This window comes from Neobacillus phoenicis (genome assembly GCF_047302305.1).
Classification (GTDB): domain Bacteria; phylum Bacillota; class Bacilli; order Bacillales; family Cytobacillaceae; genus Neobacillus.
The window spans coordinates 2600129-2621338 of the sequence record NZ_CP154847.1 but is presented as its reverse complement, the minus strand read 5'-3'; the positions used below and the strand labels follow the sequence as shown (position 1 = coordinate 2621338).

Below are 21210 nucleotides of genomic sequence, written 5' to 3'. Positions count from 1 at the left end.
TTACTGCTCCCTTCCCGTAAATTCCTGTGCCTGAAATCTCTGACCATTAATATGGTTGGAAGAATCGGAAGCTAGATACAGAAAAACATTAATTACATCTTTTGGATTTGCCAGTTCATAATCGCAGTCTGGAACTGCTAACTGATGCATTTCTGTATCCATCTCACCTGGATCTACCATATTTACTCTAACTCCTGTTTCCTTAAGCTCATCTGCCCATGTTTCTGTTAAGCCTTCTAGTGCAAATTTTGATATCCCGTATGCCCCCCATCCAGCATAACCTGTGTTCCCAGCCTCAGATGTGACATTAATTATTGACCCTTTATTTTTTAGAATCATTCCCGGAAGAATTCTTTTCGTCACTAAAAATGGGCTCACTGTATTAACTTTTAATACCTCAAAAAAATCTTCTTCAGGATAATCCAGTAACAGCGGCATTGGACTTGGACCAAGTATTGACGCATTGTTTATTAAGACATCTACTTTCCCGTATAATTCTTCTGTCAAAGCAACAAATCTCTCTACATCACGAGATTTCGATACATCTGCTGTCACAGCAAGCACATTTGAGGCTCCATTACTTTCTGCTTCTTTTTTTATTTCTAATAAGTTCTTTTCACCTCTTGCACATATGGCTAAATTAGCTCCATTTTGTGCGAAGGCCATAGTCAACTCTCTACCAAGCCCTTTCGATGCTCCTGTAATCATGACAACTGGTTTGTTTTCCATTTTCAAAACTCCTTAAGATTAATTTATGTTCTATGCTTTTATCTTAAGAAATCGTTGATTTTTTCTCCTCGTAAAGAAGCTTGATTCTTTCTACAACTTTGGTCCGAGATATTTATTTTATTTTTGTCGGAATTTTCAATAATCCTTAAGACTCGTAGAAGGAAAAAGTGGGCTTCTCGTCGAATATGTAAAAACAATAGATACTCGATTCTTGATAGGAGGTTATTTTGTGGACAAGGTCACTTGTATTGCTTATCTTCTTTACAAATCATCTAAGAATCAAGACATCAAAGAAAAAGCCATTCAATTATTGAATGGCGAGGTATCAATTCGTGATTTAAAAAGAAATATTTCCATTCAAGCCCACATTGTTTTGGCAGAATCATTACTAAAGAAGAATAAAATAAATAAAAATGATGTTCAGTTGTTTGCAGAAGAATTTATGGTAATTGAAGTTTAGAGCTTCCATTTGGAAGTTTTTTTTAGCCCAATCGTTTTTGATAACATAAAATTCCACTTCCATTTTGTGCAATGACTGTATTATAATAGTCAAATCCTAATGATTCCCAAAAGCCAATCGCTTTTTTATTTTCACTCAAAACACCGATACGAACTTTATTGACACCTCGTTTTAGCATCTCATTTTCATAGAATGAATATGCCTGTACGCCAAAGCCATAACCCTGATAATCGCCATGAATCATTAATAGTCCTAACCATGGATGTTGATCTTTTGGATTTTCCATCAAGTAATCAATTACTCCAATATACGTATCATCAAGCTTAATAAATGCACTCGTTGAATGAGGACTTAAGAACTCCTCCTCTACTTCTTCTAGTGTGCGTACCTCGTTTCCATTCTCAAATACATTATATTCTGGATTTGAATTTACCATCTCTAAAGCAATATACAGCGTTTCTTTTGTTATTTCTTCAAAATACATTGACATAATTACTCTCCCTACAACTCACTTTATGGAACAATTATACCAAATTCCATGTCCTGCTAATACTTTTTGTCATACGCATAAGGCAACAATCATACACTGAAATGTTGTCTATTTTTTATCCAAACAATAAAACAATAACTATCTGAAAAAAGAAAGGTGATAACCTATGCTACAAATTGAAGTAACCATTACATTCGAAGGAAAAAGCTATTTAACCAACGTCATTACAAATCCTGAAACTTCTAATGAAGAGATACTCCGCCTTGCGTATGAACAAGTACAAAAGCAATGGAAAAAATAAAACAGCCGGCGGCTGTTTTTATTTTTTCATTTTCATTAGCTGTTGTGAATGAGTTTTAGACAGTGTTAGATAGGAAATAATCGCCCCAATAAAAGCTAATAGCATATCCCACTGAGTATCCCATACATCTCCTTGCGTACCAAGAAACGCTTCGGCAGCTTCGCCAGTTAAGATAGCTACAAAAAATTCAACTAATTCATAAACAGCACTTATCGCTAAACACATGGACACCACTGTAACAGGCAGCCATTTTGAATTTTTTAACGGAGAGGTTCGTATTAATAATTCTCTAATAATGATGGCTGGTATAAACCCTTGTGCAAAGTGACCAAGTCGATCATAATAATTACGGTCCAATCCCCAAATATCCTTAAACCAATTAAACAATGGCATTTCTGCATATGTATAATGTCCGCCAATAAATAAAATCGACGAATGGATAAGAACCAAAAAATAGACCAGTGTTGAAAAGGTGAAGAAACGATAAGTGAAGAGCAAAATTAACACACCTATTAATGCTGGGATGACCTCCAACCACCAGGTAAAACGATCAAAGGGGTGTATGGCTGACCATATAAGTACTGTAGAAAAAAGTAGCAAAAAAACAATCAAAAATCGATGTTCCTTTAACATTGTGACTCCCCATTTTCAGTCATTATAGGACTATAGTATATGTAAAAAGCTGCAAGATTCACTAGATTATCTTACAGCTTTTTCAAATAGTTTAAACTAACTCGTATGCATCCCTTGGTACAACCTCCAAAAGAGGTGAAACCTGTCCTGTGGCAAATATATGCAGTTCATGCATAGCTCGAGTACAGACGGTGTAGAATAGTTTCCGTTCACTTTCCCTTATATAAGGGGAACAATCATATAGAATTACCGCATCGAATTCTATACCTTTAGCCAAATATGATGGAATGACAAGGTTTCCGCGTTCATAAGAAACTGTCCCCTTCTCGATTAAGTGTAGTGAAACATCTTTTTTAAGTGCTTCAAAAACATTTTTACTTTCTTCTGCCGTCCTACAAATTACTGCAATCGTTCGATGTCCATCTGCTTCCCATTCTTTAATTTTTTCAAGAACCGAATGATTAATTTGTTCGTGATTAACCATTTCTATAACAGGCTTCCTCCCTTTCCGATTAAAGGGGACGATTTTTTCACCATCTGTAAGCAAACCACTAGTAAAGTGAACAATTTCTCTTGTTGAACGGTACGTTTTTGTTAATACAAACCTTTCAATTTCCTCTCCCTTGATGTCCAATTCTGTTAACACTGTTTTGGAACCTGTTGCTCCAGAGAAGATAGCCTGATTGAAATCACCCAGAAGAGTTATCTTACTATAAGGAAAAAGCTTTTGAATAAATGCAAACTGGAACGGTGAATAATCCTGCGCTTCATCAATAAAAATATGACGAATGGCAGTATTTGATTTTCTTCCTTCGATTAGATCCTGGAGGTACACATAGGGTGTTGTATCTTCATAGGCAATTTCCATATTATTTAATTTATCTATTGTGAGACTGCAAATCTGTTCCCAATTAGGCGGTTGTGTTTCTGTAAGGATATCCAACCCCTTAAACAATTGAAGATAAATTTCAGGCATATTAATAAATTTTAAACTTTTCACCCGTGAAAATAAGGGCTTGAATTTTTCTTTGACCACCATTTCTGCTAATAATTTTTGCTCCCGTTCAAAATCATCAAATGTATTCTCTGAAAAACGATCTTTCTCCTGCAGCTTTTTGAATGCCTCCATAAAATCTTCTTTCTCAAGGTATTGCAATTCATCCTCTACCCAGCTTCTAGTACGCTCACGTTTCATTGCACGTTTTAATTCTTTCAATATCAAATCCTTTACAAGCTGAATTCGGTTTGGAATAGAATAACTAGCCGGCAAAGAATAAAATTGATTCTGAATTTCTTCTTTGGAAATCAAGACATCTCCTCTAAAAGTTAAATCCTTAAAAATTAAGCCCTTTTTGGATAGCTCTTTTGCATACTCATCAATTTTTTTCTTAAACTCAAGACTTGCTTTATAACGAATTCCTTGAACTCTTCTTTCATATTCACGATCTCCTATTGCATTAAGTAAATATTCCATCTGTGAAAAGGGATCTTCTACCTCGAATTCCTTCCCTAGTCTATGAGTTAAGTATTCTTGGAAGGTGGATTGTTGCATGTTTTCTTCACCAAGCTCAGGTAATACCGTTGCCACATAACTATTAAATAACGGATTAGGTGAAAAAAGCATAATATTTTCTGCATTTACAATTCCACGATAGCGATATAACAAGTAGGCAACTCGCTGCAATGCTGCGGATGTTTTACCACTTCCTGCAGCACCTTGAACGATAAGAATCTTACTTCTCTCGTTTCGAATAATTTCATTTTGCTCTCGTTGAATAGTTGCTACAATACTTTTCATTTGAGTGCTTGCATTGTTCCCAAGGACTTCTTGAAGCATTTCATCACCAATGGTAACACCTGTATCAAACATACCTTTAATTTTTGAAGCCCTAATAATGAATTGCCGCTTCAATAACATTTCCCCTTTAATGTCTCCTTCAGGGGTTTTATATTCAGCAGGTCCTGGAGCATAATCATAATAAAGGCTAGAGATGGGAGCACGCCAGTCATAAATTATAAAGTTTTCATCATGTTGGTCCATTAATGATGCAATCCCTAAATACACTTGGTCGGAGGACTTTTCTCCTTCTTCAAAAAAATCAATTCGACCAAAGTACGGGGAATATTTTAATTTAGCTAAGATCTTAAGTTGTTGATCCAATTGTTTATGTGTTCGTTCACGTTCAGATAGCAATTCAGCCTGTTGCTTAATACTCGCTGCGGTCTCGATAATATCATCTGGTTCATCGAAATTTACGGTTACATCTTCCCAAAAGGTCTTACGAAGTTCTAGAACGTCTGAGGTAACCTTACTGGTATTGCCCAATAGATTCGCTACCTTTTGGTCGATTTCCTCTACGACTGCACTAACTCTTTCTTGTTCTAGTTGCCAGTCCTTGTTTTGTAAATCGCTCATTTAACCACACTCCAGATAATAGTTTATTCTTTTTTCTTGACAACCAATAATATTTGTGTTAATGTTATTATAGGTTATCTTTACATTTTAAAATTTTACTCTTTTATACCAAATTTTATTTTACCATTCCCTTATAATATTTTCAAGGATTCTTTATCCACAAAAAGCAAACGCCACTTAGGGCGTTTTTTTATTGGTGATTATTTATTATTGGCTTTTCCTCTACTTCTCCGTACACCCACTCCCTATACCGACCATAAACAACACCCATTACAAATCTTATTAATAAATATTGAATAAATGTAAGATTGTTTTTTAAAAACTTAAGTCTAACAAAAAAACGATTTATAAAGACTGAAAATAGTATTACCCTCACCTTTACACTAAGATTATTATTTTTTCTAAGCGAAAAAGCTGTAAATAATGAAACCAAAATAGAATACAGCGGAGATAATATAAAGTGTTCTCTCCATGTATGATACCTACCCGATCCAAATCGAAACTTACGAAAAAGTGCTAATGGTAAAAATAAATTCGTCTCTGTCACCATGATCATTAAAAAAAAGGAAATAAATTGAACTATTTTATTCTTCTTAAGAATGAAGTGGTACCAGATATCACTTAATTTAAAATACACAGGAATCATTATAAAAGTATAGATTGTCTTCCACCATGTATGTTTGTAGACACCTAATCGTAAAAATAAAAGCTCTACTAATGAAAAGTAAACACTGGCTAATAACTTCTTTAACCATCCTGAGTTTGTGGCTGTAAGAAAAACAGAGGTAAATGGAACAAAAATCGCCTGAGATAACACTGCACCAAAAATACTATCGAAAAATTTATTTCTAACTATATTTGGTTTATATTTATATCCTTTGAAAACGTTAAAAACAAAGTACTCAAACAGATAAGCAAATCCCATATTGGATACAAGTAAAACAAATATATTTTTTCTATTCTTGTTCTTATAGAAAGTTATTCCGAGTAGGCAAATATGGATTAAACATAAGGCTAAAAAAGGAAAGCTCATTCCTTTTACTCCTTTTACTTTTTTCATTCAACTTCATTCCCCCAAAAATTAGGTATATAGGTAGTATTAGATAAAATCTAAAAATCATTATAAAAAAACATTTGACATTTAATTCAATCCCATCATATAATTTATCTTGAATTAAGTTATTTCAATTTCAAGATAAACGATTTCAAAACAAAAAAGGGAGAGATATATTAATGACAAAAACAAAATGGGCACTTGATACTGCACACAGCAGCGTAGATTTTTCAGTTCGTCATATGATGATTGCAAACGTAAAAGGAAGCTTTAATACATTTAACGCAACTATTGAAGCAGATCCAACTGACTTAACAAATGCAACGATTGAATTTTCAATCGAGACTGGTAGTGTAGATACTCGTAATCAAGATCGTGATGGTCATTTAGTTTCTGCAGATTTCTTTGATGTCGAAAATCATCCAACAATGAACTTCCGTGCAACAAAGATTGAAAAAACAGACGAAGGTGAATACAATGTATCTGGCGATTTAACTCTTCGTGGGGTAACGAAGCCTGAAACGTTCGTTGTTACATTTGAAGGTCAAGGAAAAGATCCATGGGGCAATGAAAAAGTAGGTTTCAGCGCATCAGGCTCAATCAATCGTTCTGACTACGGTTTAGTTTGGAATGCAGCACTTGAAACTGGCGGTGTTTTAGTTGGAGATAAGGTAAAAATCAATCTACAAATCCAAGCAGCTAAAGCTGAATAATTATAAGACACCAAAGAGGCTGCCCTTTTGGCAGCCTCTTTTTCCATATGAATGATATTACAACAATTTAAAGTTGTGACTTCAAAAATTTGGCCAGTTCTAGCATACCAAATTTCTGCGCCTTAGCTTCTGCATCTGAATTGTAGTTTGTATTTGTATTAATATCATACGTATATATTTCACCCGCTGCATTGCGAATAAATTCAATGCCGGCCACTTGAATATGATTGGCAGCTAGTACCTTCTCATACTTATTAATAATAGAATCTGAAAAACCTTCAATGATTTCAAACTTTGGTTTTTCTTCTTTTTCTTCCCCTACAGGACAGAATAGATCACCTATTTGACAAGCATCCGCAGGACATAATTGGAAGCCTTCCGAAGTATCTACCTTTACTGCATAAACGAACTTCCCACCTACAAATTCACAGCGGGTAATATAACTTTCAGGTGCTTGTATATACTCTTGTATTAAAGTAATACCATCAACTGGTTCCTCAAACCCTGGACCTTCGATATAACTCTTCAGGCCATCATAAGTTTGAAATAGTTGAACACCTAACCCCTTCCCTACACGGTTATGTTTCGTAATAAAAGGGGTATCTAAGAATTCAACAGCAGCCTCTAGGATTTGCTCCTTCCCCACTGCAGCTATTGTTCGGGGTGTCTGGATGTCAAATTTGTTTAGCTCTAAATATTGAATCACTTTGCTGATTTCTAGCTGAAGAGCACGTGTACCATTTATAACCTTCCTACCGTGCGCTTCCAACCAGGCAAGTACTTGAGCTGTAAATTCCGGTGCAAAACGGTGTCCCCTCGTATGGGAAGACGCACTCATTCGATTATAAAACACTCCTTCTGGAGGTTCCTTTGAAAGGTCGAGACGACCGCTATCTAAATGCCACTCCTCGTAAGGCACCCCAATTTCATCTAGGCGCTTTGTTAAATGCTGTGTCCATTCACTATTTTCATGGATAATATGAACTTTTTTCAAAAAGAAAATCTCCCCTCGTGCAGACCCCTATATGTATTTTATCCTTAAGTTTTCCTAAATCCTTTTTTTATTTTAGATTTCTATGGTCGGTTTGTGAAGTGGAGAAAAAAATAAAATAAATTTTATACTTACTTGAAAAATGAGTCTAATTCACTATAATTTATTGAATTTACAGAAAATTAAGGAAAACCTCCTATTGTCTTGTCCTAATTTTCAAAATATTATTGAAAAGCAAGCCAATATATTTAAGGGGGAGTTTCATGAAGAAACTATTAAAAACAGGGCTTTCCACTGCAGTCCTAGCTGGAACATTGTTTGCCGGCTTTCCTGGCAACTACGCTAGTACTTCTAGTGATGTCCTAAAGAAACCAACTACAGTTTCACATTCTTATGGTTCATTAGATATGGCTGTTGTGAACGAGGACAAATTACTAGACGCCCTCATTAAACGTGGCGTTATTTCAAAAAATGCTTCAACTGCTGAGAAACAAAAAGCTCTACATAATTACTTAGTGATAAAAGGAAAGCAAGATAAATCAACAACCTATGATCCTTTAGCTTCAAAGGTTAAAGCTGCAGAAGCTGAAAAGCAGAGGAAATTTAAAGATTTTAATAATGGTTTATTGAAAGGTAAAGGTAACAAATACGGACAGTTAAAGGGGAATCCGGATCCTGTACAAGAAGGTACATCTCCAGGCATACAGAAAAGAGGGAAACTTTTAACTTTAATGGTAGAGTACTCTGATTTCGCTCACAATAATATTAAACCCGAAGAAACTGATAACTATTATCCGGATTATACTCCCGAACATTATGAAGATATGATTTTTGGAGATAAAGGCGTGTTTAAAGGTCCTAAGGGAGAAGAATTGGTTTCTCAAAAGGAATACTATGAAGAGCAATCAGGTGGAACTTACATAATTGAAGGCAATGCTTACGGTTGGTTAAAGGTTCCTGGTACTGCTAAATATTATGGGTCAGACAAATCAACAGGAGGTCACGATAATGTTACTCCCGGTGGCTCAAAACAATTAGTTATCGATACTTATAATGCTGCACTAGCAGCAGGTATTCCATTAGAGGATTACGATTTAGAAGATCCCCATGATTTAGATGGTGACGGTAACTTCTGGGAGCCAGATGGACTTGTCGATCACCTTCAAATTATCCACTCTGGTATGGGTCAAGAGGCTGGTGGTGGTTCCTTAGGTGATAACGCCATCTGGTCGCATCGTTCCGCAAAATTTGTAGACTCAGATGGACTTGGAACTGGAAAACCAGGATTCTATGACTATACGATGATGCCTGAAGACGGAGCAACTGGTGTATTTGCCCATGAGTATGGACATGATCTCGGTCTTCCTGATGAGTATGATACCATTTATTCTGGAACAGGTGAAGCAGTTGGATATTGGTCTATTATGGCAAGTGGCTCTTGGGCTGGTAAAATACCAGGTTCAGAACCAACTGGATTCTCTCCTTGGGCAAAACAATACTTCCAATCCACTCTTGGTGGTAAATGGACAGCTCCAACTGTTGTCAATTGGGAGGATGTTTCTACTAAAGGAACACATTTCTTACTTGATCAATCAAATTCACCACTTGGTCAAAACAATCAAGCAGTTAGAGTTAATCTACCTAAAAAGAAAACCCCTGTTAACACGCCAGCTGCAGGAAGCTATGAATACTGGGGCGGTCAAAGGGATGAAATGGATACTAACATGGTAACAGATGTAGATTTAACTGGAAAAACCTCTTCAACATTAACTTTTGATGCATGGTATGATACAGAAGAGCAATGGGATTTTGCTTTTGTTCAAGTTTCTACTGATGGTGGTACGGATTGGAAATCGTTAGGAAATGCGAACACACGCTCCGACGTAGTTCCTGAAGGTTATCCAACAATCTTGAATTCAATGCCTGGGTTTACAGGTAAGTCTAATGGCTGGCAAGCTCAGTCGTTTGATTTATCTGAGTATAAAGGGCAAAAAATTAAACTACGCATTCGTTATGCAACGGATTGGGGTACATCAAATATCGGTTTCTTTGCTGATAATATCAAAGTAGTTGCCGATGGACAAACTCTATTTGATGATGGAGCAGAGAATTCAACTTCTTCATTTACTTTAAATGGTTTTACTAAGATGGACGGAAATAAACTAACTGATCATTACTATTTGCTTGAATGGCGTAACCATAATGGAGTTGACCTTGGTCTTAAGAATATTAAACGCGGAAACTCCCTAATGAGTTATGATGGTGGACTAGTTGTTTGGTATGTGGATGATAGCTTTACTGAAAACTGGACCGGCGTTCACCCTGGAAGTGGTTTCCTTGGAGTAGTTGATGCCCACCTTGGTAATGACCTTTTATGGAGTACTGGTGTTGAAGCAACCACTCGCTATCATATCGCTGACGCTGCCTTTGGATTAAACCCTACATCTGGGCTAAATCTAGACTACACAACACAAACATTATTTGCACCAAGTCAAAAAGCAGTTTCACTTTTTGATGACAGTAAATCTTTCGAAAATCCATTTATGCCAGATGCAGGTCGAGATATCGATAACTACGGTTTAAAAGTTCGTGTTAACGGCCAATCCAAAGATAAATCCGTTGGTTCAATTGTAATCTATAAATAATTTAACTGTCCCACCCTCTTACTCTAGAAGGTGGGATTTTTTTATAATTTTGACAAAAACAGCTTTCCTTTTTCAATAATTTAAATTATCATCTAATTAGAAGTATATCTAATTAGATGATAATCTTATTTGGAGGATGGAGAGATGTTTCAAATTATAAAAATAGAAAAATCCTATCGAAAATTATTTTTTGCTGGGATTATTAATGGTGTGGGAGACCGCTTTAGCCAGGTGGCGTTACTTGCACTACTTTTACACCTAACCGGTTCAGGCTTGTCCGTTGGAATCACAATGGCTTTACGAATGCTCCCCTTCCTTCTATTTGGTCCACTTAGCAGTAAGGTTGCGGAAAAGTGGTCTCGAAAAAGCGTTCTGGTTTTCACAGACTTTTCAAGATCATTTATTGCTCTTTCCTTCTTATTTGTTCAATCGTCAGGTGATTTATGGATCGTCTACATTGGCTCCTTCCTTCTTGCAAGCGGAGAAGCCTTATACGGCCCTACACGAAAATCTTGTATTCCTGCCATTGTCCAATCAGACCATATTAAAGAAATCAACTCCTGGGAGCAAGTCTCACTTGGGTTTGTATTGATAGTTGGAGCACTTAGTGGAGGGATTATCTCCTTTCTTTTTGGCGCAAAAGCAGCTTTTTTCGTAAATATTCTATCATTCATACTAGCAGGATCTATTATTCGTACCATTCCAAATCTAGATCCTACTCAAGATATACTAGAAATGGATAAAGAGAAAAGACCATCCGGGAAATTTCTTCCCCTTGTCATGGTATCGTCCTTCTTATTCATGCTCCTTACATTTGATGTCCTTGTTCCATTGGTAAATGGGATTGAAAATGTATTGTTGAGTGTGTACGCTGTTAAGATCTTCCATGCTGGAGATCTCGGTGTTGGTATTTTATATAGTGTACTTGGAACAGGGTTTTTGATAAGTCCGATTTTAACAAGATGGATTACAGGAAGATTTCTTTCAATTGCGTTTATTTGTATGTTTATGGAAGGTGTTGTCCTATCTAGCATCAGCCAATCAAACTCTTTTGTTATGGTTGTTATTTTGTTCGGGATATTAACAATTTTTAGCGGCATAGGAAATACTCTTTTAGATACAGCTGTTATGCAGACGATTCCTTCTAAATACCATGGAGTTTATTTTGGATTATCCGCAACTATCGCTAATACCTGTATAGGGATTTCCATGTTTATGACCGGAGTATTACTCGAATATATCTCACCTCGAATAATGGGATTAATGGGAGGAGTTTTTTATCTTAGCCTTGGGGTTATTTATTTCCTTTGGACGATACGTATGAATCTTTCCTCTGAAAGAAATAAGCTTGGCACTGTAGTTGAGAATTAAAAAAGGCTGATTAGAAATCGGCCTTTTTTATGTTTATGGACGAATCATTACCCGAGTACCATTGGGGACCATATCTGCGAGTTGAATCACATCGCGATTATACATTCTTACACATCCATGTGAAACAGCTTTTCCAATGGAGCTTGGATCATTGGTTCCGTGAATCCCGTACCCTTGTTTGGATAATGACATCCACAATACTCCGAATGGCCCACCTGGATTATACTGACGATTAACAATGACGTAATCACCCGATGGGGTCTGTGTTAACATTTTCCCAACGGCAATCGGAAAAATTTTAACAAGCCTTCCGTTGTTGAATAATGTAAGTCTTCGTTTCCCAACAGATATTTGAATTGAATAGGGAATGCTGCTTGGCTCCGGCAAACCAGGAATCTGAATATGCTGCCCCACCTGTAAATGCCCTACCCCTGGATTTGCAGCATAAAGGCGGCGGAGACTTACTCGGTAATTAGCTGATATTATGCTCAACGTTTCACCGGGCTTAACGATATGGATCATGCTATCCCACCTTTCTTCTGATAGCATATGACCATACCAGTTGCTAGTTGCCTGCCTTGTTTTAAATGAAAAACGCCTATCAAATTTTGATAGACGTTTCCCTTTTTACCTACTCTTCACTAGCATATTAACTGCCTCTTCAACAAGCTTTGAAGAATCTTCATTACCAGCTTCAATGGACTCACGAATGCAATGTTCGAGATTAGAACTAACAATAACAGCGATTGTCCTGTCAATCGCAGATCTTGCAGCAGATAGCTGGGTAATCACTTCTTTACATTCCTTACCTTCCTCTATCATTCTCAAGATGCCTTTTATTTGTCCTTCAGCCCGTTTCAAACGATTAATTGCCTTATCATCGTAGATCATTATACTCACCTCTGTTGTATAGATTTTAAGCGATAATCCCACAGAAGTCTATCGAAATACTTATTAAATAGGCTTTGTTAAATTTGTCTGTTGATTTCCTCTCCAGGCGCTTCGCTTTCCGTGGGCGTTTCGGCGAGCCTACTCGGCGCTTGCGCCTGCGGGGTCTCCCCTGAACCGTACTCCCACAGGAGTCTTCGCGCCTTCCGCTCCAATCAACAGGATATAAAACCAACAATGTTCTTTAACATAGCCATTAAATAAACAAATTCAATCCAGAATCCTCGGCATCACCTAGGTAAGAAGCCACCCCTCCAATATTAACGCCGTCGATTAATTCTTCTTGCTTTATCCCCATAATGTCCATAGACATGGAGCAAGCTACAAGTTTTACCCCTGTATCCATTGCACTTTTCATTAAAGTTGCTAAGCTATCAACGTTCTTTCGTTCCATTGCATGATTAATCATTTTGGCACCCATACCGCCCATATTCATTTTAGAAAGAGGAAGCTCACTAGCACCTTTGGGCATCATCATACCAAACATTTTCTCTACTAAATCTTTTTGTACAGGAGGGGCATCTTTACGTCTCAGAACATTTAAACCCCAGAAGGTAAAGAACATGGTCACTTTTTTACCCATAGCAGCAGCACCGCAAGCAATAATAAAGGAGGCAATTGTTTTATCAAGATCACCACTAAATACTACCATCGTAGTTCCATCTTTTGCTGTCGGCACAGCTGCTCCCTGTACAGGGTTCATCGTTTCCTTCGTTCCTTTTTGAATATATGCCTTAAATTTCTTATCTTCATATTTACTATTTAGTAACGTATTTCCAGTTTTACGGGACCAAGATTGAATATCTTTTGCAAACCCAGGGTCTGTTGCATGAACTTCCAATATCTCACCATCATTCATACCATCAATTGATTGGTATACCTTCATAATTGGCCCAGGGCATTGTAAACCACAGGCATCAATTAAAATAGTATCAACAGGTTCAACATTTATCTTATTCACTTTTATCCCCTCGATCTTGCCAGAATCAATGATTTTAACCTCATTATTTTTTTGATAATTTTCAAACACACTTGAATAGGTCTTAAATCCGCCGTCAAGATTCTTTACTTTAAATCCATTTTGTGAAAGGATACGAGCACCTAAATAACCACGTAGACCAACTTGACAAGTTAAATAGATGGTTTGATTCTTAGGCAGTTCCTCTAATCGATCCCTTAACTCTCCAAGAGGTATATTAATGGATCCCTCGATATATCCCATTTCACGTTCAATCGGTTCACGAACGTCAATCAATAACCCGCCTTTTTGTACAATTTCATCAATTTCATACCATTGAACTGTTTCCACTCTTCCTTCAGCTATATTACTCGCTGCATAGCCCGCCATGTTAACGGGATCCTTTGCAGATGAGAATGGTGGTGCGTAGGCAAGTTCTAAATCAGGCAAATCAAAAATAGTTAACCCGCCTTTAATGGCAGTTGCAATGACATCGATTCTCTTATCTGCTCCATCATAGGACACAGCTTGTGCGCCAAATATTCTTCCTGTTTCTTTTTCAAAAATTAACTTTAATGCTATTGGAAAAGCACCTGGGTAGTAGCCTGCATGTGAGCCTGGGTGTACGTGTACAACCTCATAAGGAATTCCTAAGCGTTTTAACGTCTTTTCGTTATTTCCTGTTGAGGCAACTGTCATATCAAAGACCTTTGCTATCGATGTTCCCAGAGTTCCTTTGTAGCGAGCAGCTATTCCATTGATATGGTCTGCTACAATTCTTCCCTGGCGGTTAGCTGGCCAGGCTAATGGAATTTGAGTTGGTTGGCCATTGATATAATCCTTGACTTCAATGGCATCCCCAATCGCATATATACTTGGATCTTCTGTTTGAAGGTATTCATTCACCAGAATCCCACCGCGCGAGCCTATCTTTAGACCTGCACCGATCGCTAATTGATTTTCTGGTTTAACTCCTATAGCTAGGATAATCATGTCCGTATCAATTTTTTGACCACTAGTTAACTTTACGATTTTACCATTTTGTTCGAATGCTTCTACACCATCCTCAAGGATTAAATTCACTCCTTTTTCACGAAGGTGACCATGTAAAATAGTAGCCATTTCAAAATCAATTGGAGCCATAATTTGGTTAGACATTTCAATTAAAGTTACTTCAATCCCTAAATCCCATAGGTTCTCTGCCATTTCAATTCCGATGAATCCTCCGCCGACAACTATAGCTTTCTTCGGTTTGTTTGTTTCAACATAGGACTTTATTTTATCTGTATCTGGAATATTTCTTAAAGTAAACAGTGATTCCGCTGTTTCAATTCCAGCGATAGGTGGTTTAATAGGACTTGCGCCTGGTGATAAAACAAGAATGTCGTATGATTCCTCGTATATTTTACCCGTTCTTACATGCCTGATTTTTACTGTTTTTCTCTCTCGATTAATTTTTGTTACTTCACTTAAGTTACGAATATCCAGGTTGAATTTTTTAGACATACCCTCAACTGTTTGAACTAACAGCTTGTCTCTTTCTGAAATCGTTCCACCAATATAATATGGTAAACCGCAGTTTGCGAAAGAAATGTATTCCCCTCTTTCAAACATTACAATTTTAGCTTGCTCATCCAAACGTCTCAATCTCGCCGCTGTGTTTGCTCCTCCTGCTACTCCACCAACAATAACAATTTTCTTAGACATCTATGATTACCTTCTTTCGAATAAATAGTTAATTAATACTATATGTGAAGTATAGCACAAACTTTTATTACATATAGGGGTATAGGTAAAGGTTCAAAAAATGGTCATAAATAGACCATTTTTTTGAAAAATTATTCCATTCGAAAGAAATTCCCCATATCTTCCCGCTTGTGATGAATAAAGAAGTAATCGTTGCTGGATGAATCGTAGATATAGTCCTTTTTCCATTCATTTATGTTTAAGGTAATTTCCTTTACTGCTTTTACAAAAATATTTATTTCATCATTTGTCATAATAGGATGTAAGGAGAAACGCACCCAACCAGGTTTATCTGATAAATCTCCAAGATTTATTTTTTCAGTAATCTCTTTTGATGACTTCTGATCAATTTCAAACAGATAATGACCATAGGTTCCTGCACAAGAGCATCCGCCCCGTACTTGTATTCCATATCGATCATTCAGTAGGCGAACCATTAAATTGTAGTGAATATTGTCCATGTAAAATGAAACAATCCCTAAACGGTTTGTTATATGACCATCTAAAACATGTAGTCCAGGAATTTCTGCTAATTGAGGAAGTAAAATATCAAGTTGTTCTTTTTCTCTTTTGAGTATATTAGGTATCCCCATTTGATTTTTCAAGTTAATACAAAGAGCCGTTCGAATTGCTTGTAATATTCCTGGCGTCCCTCCGTCTTCCCGCAGTTCAATGTCTTTAAAATACTGGTGTTTCCCCCATGGATTTGTCCAGGTTACTGTCCCGCCACCAGGATGATCAGGAACCTGATTGAAATATAATCTTGAATCAAAAACTAACACACCACTCGTTCCAGGTCCCCCTAAAAATTTATGAGGAGAGAAAAAGACCGCATCAAGCTTCTCCAATGGATCCTTCGGATGCATATTAATCCTTACATATGGTGCAGAAGCAGCGAAATCAACAAAACAAACACCTCCATGTTGATGCATGATTTTGGCTAATTGGTGATATGGGGTTTGTATCCCCGTCACATTTGAGCATGCCGTAAATGAACCGATTTTTAGCGGTCTATCCTTATACTGATAAAGCAGCTGTTCGAGCTGCTGCACATCCACTCCACCATCTTTATCGGGATTTAATATAACCACGTCTCCAACTGTTTCAAGCCAGGATGTTTGATTTGAATGATGTTCCATATGGGTTAGAAAGATAATTGGTCGCTCATTTTCGGATAGGTTCAACCGATGCTTCCATTTCTCATGTACTCGAATACCTAACAAACGCTGCAACTTATTGATTACTGATGTCATTCCAAAGCCATCCAGGATAACCGCATCATGGTTATCCCCATTAACATGTTCCTTTATAATTTTCCTAGAATGCTTATAGATCCCTGTCATCATCAAACTAGTAATATTTGATTCAGTATGTGTATTAGCCATGTAAGGTCCGAATACCTCAGAGATTTTTTGTTCAATAGGACGATAAAGTCTTCCACTAGCCGTCCAATCTGCATAAATGATTTTCTTGTTTCCAAAGGGAGCTTCAAACTCCTGATCCATCCCTATGACATGTGAGCGAAACATTTGAAAATACTGTTCGAGGTTATCTGGTATTCTGTAGGTTTTACTTCCAATGGATGCTGTGATCATTTGTTTCACACCTCACAATAAAATTCTGTTATTCAATATATGCATGACACTAAACCACTTGTTCATAAAAAAGCCGCCAAATTGGTTGGCGACTTTGTGTATTTAACTCTTTAATTAAATAGCTTAATGTTCACATCATCGGAAAGAGCTTTCTTCATTTTGTGTACATCTTCTTTCGTGGCTTTTCCCTCTTCAGCTTTTTCTTGTATACGCCTTAGTATTTCTTCTCTGTTCTCTAAATTTTTCCCAGCAATATTTTTTATTTTCTTTCCTATCAGCGGGGTGTTTACTTCCTTGAATTCAGTTATGACTGAGAGGACATCTTCAATTTGATTCGCCAATCTTTTTTGGTCATTCGTTGTAAGTGTATTTTTGCCTTCAAGTTCAGTGGCCATATCCATTGCCTCATTAAATTGATCCTGTATCGCTTCTGACTTGGCCTCTAATTCAGTTGATTGTGAAGTAATTTTCGATGAACCAGTGTCAATTTCAACAGAACATCCTGTTACAAGAAATGAAAACATAACGACTGACAATACAAAAAATTTTTTCATTTTTAATCCCATCCTTAATTGTTATTAGTGCTTAGCACCTTTATTTATCACTTATTTTAGTCAGCAATCTTTTCTTTTTTATTAATCAATTCTTACTTAAATCTTACAAATCTAATTAAAGACAAAAAAACCCAATCAAGGCATGATTGGGTTGTTAGTGGATTAATGAAAAGATACTTTATCTTAAAATGTAGTAATTTTAGCAGTTTCTTTTCTTGTTACTTCTTCAATTTTTTGAATGAACATTTGAAAAACTCTTCTTTTTTCCTCTAAATCTTTTATGTATTCCTTCAGCTGATTATAACTTTCTTCAAATGGTTTATGGTACATTTGGCGAATATTTTCTATTATTTCTTCATTAACCGTTGATTGTATTACTTGCTTCGTAATTCCATATTTATATGAATAAACCTTCAATTCCTGCGCAACTTCATCATATTCATTAGCTATTTCATTTAAGACTAATGAAATATCATCCTTCCACTCGTCGAGTGACTTCTGCAAATATGATTTTGCTATGGTCTCTTCCATATTAACACCTGCCTTCTAAAGTCTACATAACGTTTACACTATTATAATAATATTTGGTTACATAGAGATGTCGGGCAGTTTACAAGATTTTATCAATCACTTAAAATAATAACAATTAATAGATTTAGTAGTGTAAAATGCACTTGTTAAAAAAATGCACCATTTTTAAGGTGCATTTTTTTAACTAAATGATGGTTTTCTTAATGAACAGTGAGAACCCTCTGAATGAAGTTCTGGGGCAAAATCGGCCAGTTTTTTTATGAAATAACAAGTTTCAGGAAAGTGGTGTTCTATAAACCGTAAAGTAGTTTTATTTAATATTCGATCGCCTTTATATTTCTCTACGGACGACCTAACAAACAAATTCATTTCAATAACAGCTCTACCTACCTCTAATGCAAGTTCTTTTTGTCGTGGGAAACCCTGTTCGGTAAATCGTAAATATCCTTTTATATGATGGTTTTGCAAGATAAACATTTGGAACTTCTGTGCGAATGCCTCCGATTGTCTTTCTATCGCTAGTTCAATAGGGTCTAGTACATTTCTTAATAATATGATATGCCCTAACTGATCCTCCAGCCATAAATCTAAGAGTTGGTCAAGCATTAGCGGCTCTGGAATTTGACCATTTACTAAGTAAGATAATAAACGTAAATACTCTTGATTTTCATTCAATGTCCCATTTAAATACGTTGGAGACAAGTTTAGGTTAATTTGATTTTGGATTCTAAGGTTCTGTATATGGCCTTCATATCGGTAATATTCATATGCTACTGAATACGCTTGCTTTGCCAATGCTATTTGTTCTTCAGATGAAAATTCAATCCCAGGATGAAGTTGTCTAAGGTTATTAAGTACTATACCAAATGATTGAATAAATCTTTCAGCAATTGATATTTCCTTTTGTTCTTCAACTGACAAATGGTCACGAACAAAAATCGCATGATCCTGTAATATCTCCAACCAAAATAAATGCTCTTCCCATACATTAATTGCAGTCATCGCTTTCCCCCCTCTAAAAATCATATTCAAGAGGAGCTTCGACTATATCATGTTACTTTACTAAATTATTGAATTCATCTAAAGTCGTTGAATACTTAACATATATTCTTGGTAATAAATAAAGTTCATTTTTTATTCCAGACGGGGAAAAAACTTCTGGCGTGGTGGTAAGAGCAAATCTATAATATTTTTTTACCTCTGAAATTACTTTTTCATTGGTATTTCCATAAGGATAAGAAAGAACAAAAACCGGTTTTCCTGTAATTTTCTGGACTTGCTCCTTAGAATTCTTTAATTCATAACCTACATTTTCTGCCTTCGTTAAATCAGGGTGTGTAACTGTATGTGATTGAATTGAAAACAATCCTGAATCCGCCATCCTTTTTAAATCTGAGTTTGAAAGACGGTTTGACCTACCGATAAAATCAGAAATCACGAATATAGTTCCCATCGGTTTAAAGTGCTGGGTTCTTAATTTTTGAAAAATTGCATAGGCATTTAAGTTATTTTTATACCCATCGTCAAAAGTAATAAAAATGGGCTTAGTTATATGGTTGACTTCTTGCCACCGTTCAAATGTTAAAAGAGTGTACCCATGATCTCGTAAAAAAACCATTTGTTTTTCAAAATTTTCAGGGGTTACATACAGTTCCTTTGATCCATGCCCATTGTATTCTGCAATAGAATGATAAACTAAGATTGGCACTTTTTTCTCTGCAAACGTCCTTTCCTCATGTCCGAAAAAATAAAAAAATAGGATTAGAAATAGTAACTTTTTCATTGGATTCCTCACTTTTTCTTTTTTGATAGTATTCTCCATGTGAAAAATTCTATAAAAAAAAGCTGCATGCTGCAGCTTTCAATTACTATACTCCTCTTTTGTTCCCCCACAAATAGGTATGCAATTGTGGTAGCACTCTTACATTGGTAAAATCTTGATCCTCCATCACCTTATTAATTAGCCAATCATATTTGCTTAATAGACGGCTTATCAGTTCCTGATTATCCGATGTTGTGATATCATCATTACCAACCTGTAGATAAAAAGGAATCGTCGGATATCGGAGGAACACACCTTTTGCATATTCATAATCATGCTCATCAAATATGACTACTTTTAAGCTAACACGGTTGGACGAATTCTTCCCTTCCAACTTCTTTATAATCGAATCTAGAATCGTGAAGTCTGTAACCATTGTTGAGCTTGGTGGCTTTGGAGATATGGTTAATTCATCAATTTCTAAAAACCAATCTTGCCATTTACTCCCCTGAGTTTCAAGACAGATTTTAATATCGTTTTTCTTTAAAAGAGTGATTAAGTTAGATAAATTCTTTAATAAAGCAGGATTACCACCTGATATGGTAACATGGGAAAATCCAGCTCCACCAAGATTTCTTAGCTCTTCCCATATTTCTTCTGGCATCATCATCTTTGTATCATCTTTACCGGTCCCATCCCATGTAAAAGAGGAATCACACCAGCTGCATGAATAATCACAGCCAGCCGTTCTCACAAACATCGTTTTCTGACCGATGACCATTCCTTCCCCTTGAATAGTTGGACCGAAGATTTCCATTACAGGTATTTTACTCAACTTCCATCCACTCCCTTCTAGCTTCAGCATAGCTAGTAGGTGTTTCAAATAAGCGAACAAATTCTACTCTTGCACCAAGGTATTGCTGCTGTCTTTCTTCTTTAAGGAGAGCCTCTGCCATTTTTTCATAAATCCAAACAACAATATTTTCTGCGGTTGTATTCATAGGGGGGAGTGTTTCATTCAAATATTTATGGTCAAGATAAATTTCAATTTCATCTTTCCATATCTCTTTAATATCGCCAAAGTCCATCATTAAACCACGGTCATCGACAAAACCGCTTAATCCGAAGACTACTTTATAAGTATGACCGTGCAAATTCTTACATTTTCCCTCGTAGCAATGTAAATGATGTGCAGAATCAAAAGTAAATTCCTTACTTACTAATACTCGCTTATGATGATATTTCAGCTGTTCTTTTTTAATATCTTCATCAATCTTTTGGAGTTTATCAACAATTCGAAAGCCATACATGGG

The 21210-nt window shown here is 36.3% G+C and carries 21 protein-coding genes; 5 read left to right on the top strand and 16 right to left on the bottom strand.

Annotation, left to right across the window (positions count from 1 at the left end):
• On the bottom strand, positions 1 to 729 hold the full coding sequence (locus AA0X95_RS13575; RefSeq protein ID WP_413309662.1) for an SDR family oxidoreductase: 729 nt from the start codon (positions 727 to 729) through the stop codon (positions 1 to 3).
• A gap of 229 nt (positions 730 to 958) precedes the next feature.
• Here AA0X95_RS13575 and AA0X95_RS13570 point away from each other — a divergent pair, with 229 nt between their 5' ends.
• Positions 959 to 1189, top strand: coding sequence for a hypothetical protein (locus AA0X95_RS13570; RefSeq protein ID WP_413309660.1), 231 nt, complete (start codon positions 959 to 961; stop codon positions 1187 to 1189).
• Between the two features lie 22 nt (positions 1190 to 1211).
• On the opposite strand, the gene AA0X95_RS13565 is transcribed toward AA0X95_RS13570, so the two are convergent.
• Entirely contained in the window at positions 1212 to 1679 is a 468-nt protein-coding gene (locus tag AA0X95_RS13565; protein ID WP_413309658.1) for a GNAT family N-acetyltransferase, read from the bottom strand.
• A 166-nt stretch (positions 1680 to 1845) separates the two neighbouring features.
• Here AA0X95_RS13565 and AA0X95_RS13560 point away from each other — a divergent pair, with 166 nt between their 5' ends.
• Positions 1846 to 1980: a BA3454 family stress response protein gene (locus AA0X95_RS13560; protein WP_413309656.1), complete on the top strand. Its 135-nt coding sequence runs from the start codon at positions 1846 to 1848 to the stop codon at positions 1978 to 1980.
• Positions 1981 to 1998: 18 nt separating this feature from the next.
• On the opposite strand, the gene AA0X95_RS13555 is transcribed toward AA0X95_RS13560, so the two are convergent.
• The 3 genes from AA0X95_RS13555 to AA0X95_RS13545 all read right to left on the bottom strand — a co-directional run bounded on the left by AA0X95_RS13555 (position 1999) and on the right by AA0X95_RS13545 (position 6089).
• On the bottom strand, positions 1999 to 2613 hold the full coding sequence (locus tag AA0X95_RS13555) for a DUF2238 domain-containing protein (protein ID WP_413309654.1): 615 nt from the start codon (positions 2611 to 2613) through the stop codon (positions 1999 to 2001).
• A gap of 91 nt (positions 2614 to 2704) precedes the next feature.
• Positions 2705 to 5029, bottom strand: a complete 2325-nt coding sequence (helD, locus tag AA0X95_RS13550) for an RNA polymerase recycling motor HelD (protein WP_413309652.1) — start codon at positions 5027 to 5029, stop codon at positions 2705 to 2707.
• A gap of 190 nt (positions 5030 to 5219) precedes the next feature.
• Entirely contained in the window at positions 5220 to 6089 is an 870-nt protein-coding gene (locus AA0X95_RS13545; protein ID WP_413309650.1) for a hypothetical protein, read from the bottom strand.
• Positions 6090 to 6262: 173 nt separating this feature from the next.
• On the opposite strand from AA0X95_RS13545, the gene AA0X95_RS13540 reads away from it, so the two are divergent.
• Positions 6263 to 6796, top strand: a complete 534-nt coding sequence (locus tag AA0X95_RS13540; RefSeq protein ID WP_413309648.1) for a YceI family protein — start codon at positions 6263 to 6265, stop codon at positions 6794 to 6796.
• Positions 6797 to 6863: 67 nt separating this feature from the next.
• Here the strand turns inward: AA0X95_RS13540 and AA0X95_RS13535 are convergent, their stop codons facing one another.
• Positions 6864 to 7790 (bottom strand): ATP-grasp domain-containing protein, encoded by a 927-nt coding sequence (locus AA0X95_RS13535; RefSeq protein ID WP_413309646.1) that lies wholly within the window; start codon positions 7788 to 7790, stop codon positions 6864 to 6866.
• A gap of 260 nt (positions 7791 to 8050) precedes the next feature.
• Between AA0X95_RS13535 and AA0X95_RS13530 the strand changes: the two genes are divergently transcribed.
• On the top strand, positions 8051 to 10432 hold the full coding sequence (locus AA0X95_RS13530; RefSeq protein WP_413309644.1) for an immune inhibitor A domain-containing protein: 2382 nt from the start codon (positions 8051 to 8053) through the stop codon (positions 10430 to 10432).
• A 144-nt stretch (positions 10433 to 10576) separates the two neighbouring features.
• The gene (locus tag AA0X95_RS13525; RefSeq protein WP_413309641.1) at positions 10577 to 11803 is read left to right on the top strand and encodes an MFS transporter; all 1227 of its coding nucleotides are present in this window, start codon (positions 10577 to 10579) and stop codon (positions 11801 to 11803) included.
• 33 nt (positions 11804 to 11836) lie between these two features.
• On the opposite strand, the gene AA0X95_RS13520 is transcribed toward AA0X95_RS13525, so the two are convergent.
• The 10 genes from AA0X95_RS13520 to queD form a co-directional block, all read right to left on the bottom strand.
• On the bottom strand, positions 11837 to 12325 hold the full coding sequence (locus AA0X95_RS13520; protein ID WP_413309639.1) for a L,D-transpeptidase family protein: 489 nt from the start codon (positions 12323 to 12325) through the stop codon (positions 11837 to 11839).
• Positions 12326 to 12430: 105 nt separating this feature from the next.
• Complete coding sequence (locus tag AA0X95_RS13515) at positions 12431 to 12694, bottom strand: metal-sensitive transcriptional regulator (protein WP_413309637.1); 264 nt, start codon at positions 12692 to 12694, stop codon at positions 12431 to 12433.
• Positions 12695 to 12947: 253 nt separating this feature from the next.
• On the bottom strand, positions 12948 to 15416 hold the full coding sequence (locus AA0X95_RS13510) for a CoA-disulfide reductase (RefSeq protein ID WP_413309635.1): 2469 nt from the start codon (positions 15414 to 15416) through the stop codon (positions 12948 to 12950).
• A 131-nt stretch (positions 15417 to 15547) separates the two neighbouring features.
• Complete coding sequence (locus AA0X95_RS13505; protein ID WP_413309633.1) at positions 15548 to 17050, bottom strand: aminotransferase class V-fold PLP-dependent enzyme; 1503 nt, start codon at positions 17048 to 17050, stop codon at positions 15548 to 15550.
• A 110-nt stretch (positions 17051 to 17160) separates the two neighbouring features.
• Positions 17161 to 17604, bottom strand: coding sequence for a hypothetical protein (locus tag AA0X95_RS13500; protein WP_413309631.1), 444 nt, complete (start codon positions 17602 to 17604; stop codon positions 17161 to 17163).
• A 183-nt stretch (positions 17605 to 17787) separates the two neighbouring features.
• Positions 17788 to 18135 (bottom strand): hypothetical protein, encoded by a 348-nt coding sequence (locus tag AA0X95_RS13495; RefSeq protein WP_413309629.1) that lies wholly within the window; start codon positions 18133 to 18135, stop codon positions 17788 to 17790.
• Between the two features lie 180 nt (positions 18136 to 18315).
• Complete coding sequence (locus AA0X95_RS13490) at positions 18316 to 19137, bottom strand: DUF2935 domain-containing protein (RefSeq protein WP_413309627.1); 822 nt, start codon at positions 19135 to 19137, stop codon at positions 18316 to 18318.
• A 52-nt stretch (positions 19138 to 19189) separates the two neighbouring features.
• A complete protein-coding gene (locus tag AA0X95_RS13485) occupies positions 19190 to 19918 on the bottom strand; it encodes a polysaccharide deacetylase family protein (protein ID WP_413309625.1) in 729 nt (242 codons plus the stop codon).
• 85 nt (positions 19919 to 20003) lie between these two features.
• Positions 20004 to 20732, bottom strand: coding sequence for a 7-carboxy-7-deazaguanine synthase QueE (gene queE / locus AA0X95_RS13480; protein ID WP_413309623.1), 729 nt, complete (start codon positions 20730 to 20732; stop codon positions 20004 to 20006).
• Positions 20725 to 21207: a 6-carboxytetrahydropterin synthase QueD gene (gene queD / locus AA0X95_RS13475; protein WP_413309621.1), complete on the bottom strand. Its 483-nt coding sequence runs from the start codon at positions 21205 to 21207 to the stop codon at positions 20725 to 20727. The genes queE and queD overlap by 8 nt, the downstream gene beginning before the upstream one ends.
• Positions 21208 to 21210: the final 3 nt, after the last annotated feature.

Bases quoted from the DNA above. Each gene is read 5' to 3' on its own strand.
- AA0X95_RS13575 (WP_413309662.1), bottom strand. From the start codon at position 729: ATGGAAAACAAACCAGTTGTCATGATTACAGGAGCATCGAAAGGGCTT.
- AA0X95_RS13565 (WP_413309658.1), bottom strand. From the start codon at position 1,679: ATGTCAATGTATTTTGAAGAAATAACAAAAGAAACGCTGTATATTGCT.
- AA0X95_RS13560 (WP_413309656.1), top strand. From the start codon at position 1,846: ATGCTACAAATTGAAGTAACCATTACATTCGAAGGAAAAAGCTATTTA.
- AA0X95_RS13555 (WP_413309654.1), bottom strand. From the start codon at position 2,613: ATGTTAAAGGAACATCGATTTTTGATTGTTTTTTTGCTACTTTTTTCT.
- helD (WP_413309652.1), bottom strand. From the start codon at position 5,029: ATGAGCGATTTACAAAACAAGGACTGGCAACTAGAACAAGAAAGAGTT.
- AA0X95_RS13545 (WP_413309650.1), bottom strand. From the start codon at position 6,089: ATGAAAAAAGTAAAAGGAGTAAAAGGAATGAGCTTTCCTTTTTTAGCC.
- AA0X95_RS13540 (WP_413309648.1), top strand. From the start codon at position 6,263: ATGACAAAAACAAAATGGGCACTTGATACTGCACACAGCAGCGTAGAT.
- AA0X95_RS13530 (WP_413309644.1), top strand. From the start codon at position 8,051: ATGAAGAAACTATTAAAAACAGGGCTTTCCACTGCAGTCCTAGCTGGA.
- AA0X95_RS13525 (WP_413309641.1), top strand. From the start codon at position 10,577: ATGTTTCAAATTATAAAAATAGAAAAATCCTATCGAAAATTATTTTTT.
- AA0X95_RS13520 (WP_413309639.1), bottom strand. From the start codon at position 12,325: ATGATCCATATCGTTAAGCCCGGTGAAACGTTGAGCATAATATCAGCT.
- AA0X95_RS13515 (WP_413309637.1), bottom strand. From the start codon at position 12,694: ATGATCTACGATGATAAGGCAATTAATCGTTTGAAACGGGCTGAAGGA.
- AA0X95_RS13510 (WP_413309635.1), bottom strand. From the start codon at position 15,416: ATGTCTAAGAAAATTGTTATTGTTGGTGGAGTAGCAGGAGGAGCAAAC.
- AA0X95_RS13505 (WP_413309633.1), bottom strand. From the start codon at position 17,050: ATGATCACAGCATCCATTGGAAGTAAAACCTACAGAATACCAGATAAC.
- AA0X95_RS13500 (WP_413309631.1), bottom strand. From the start codon at position 17,604: ATGAAAAAATTTTTTGTATTGTCAGTCGTTATGTTTTCATTTCTTGTA.
- AA0X95_RS13495 (WP_413309629.1), bottom strand. From the start codon at position 18,135: ATGGAAGAGACCATAGCAAAATCATATTTGCAGAAGTCACTCGACGAG.
- AA0X95_RS13490 (WP_413309627.1), bottom strand. From the start codon at position 19,137: ATGACTGCAATTAATGTATGGGAAGAGCATTTATTTTGGTTGGAGATA.
- AA0X95_RS13485 (WP_413309625.1), bottom strand. From the start codon at position 19,918: ATGAAAAAGTTACTATTTCTAATCCTATTTTTTTATTTTTTCGGACAT.
- queD (WP_413309621.1), bottom strand. From the start codon at position 21,207: ATGTATGGCTTTCGAATTGTTGATAAACTCCAAAAGATTGATGAAGAT.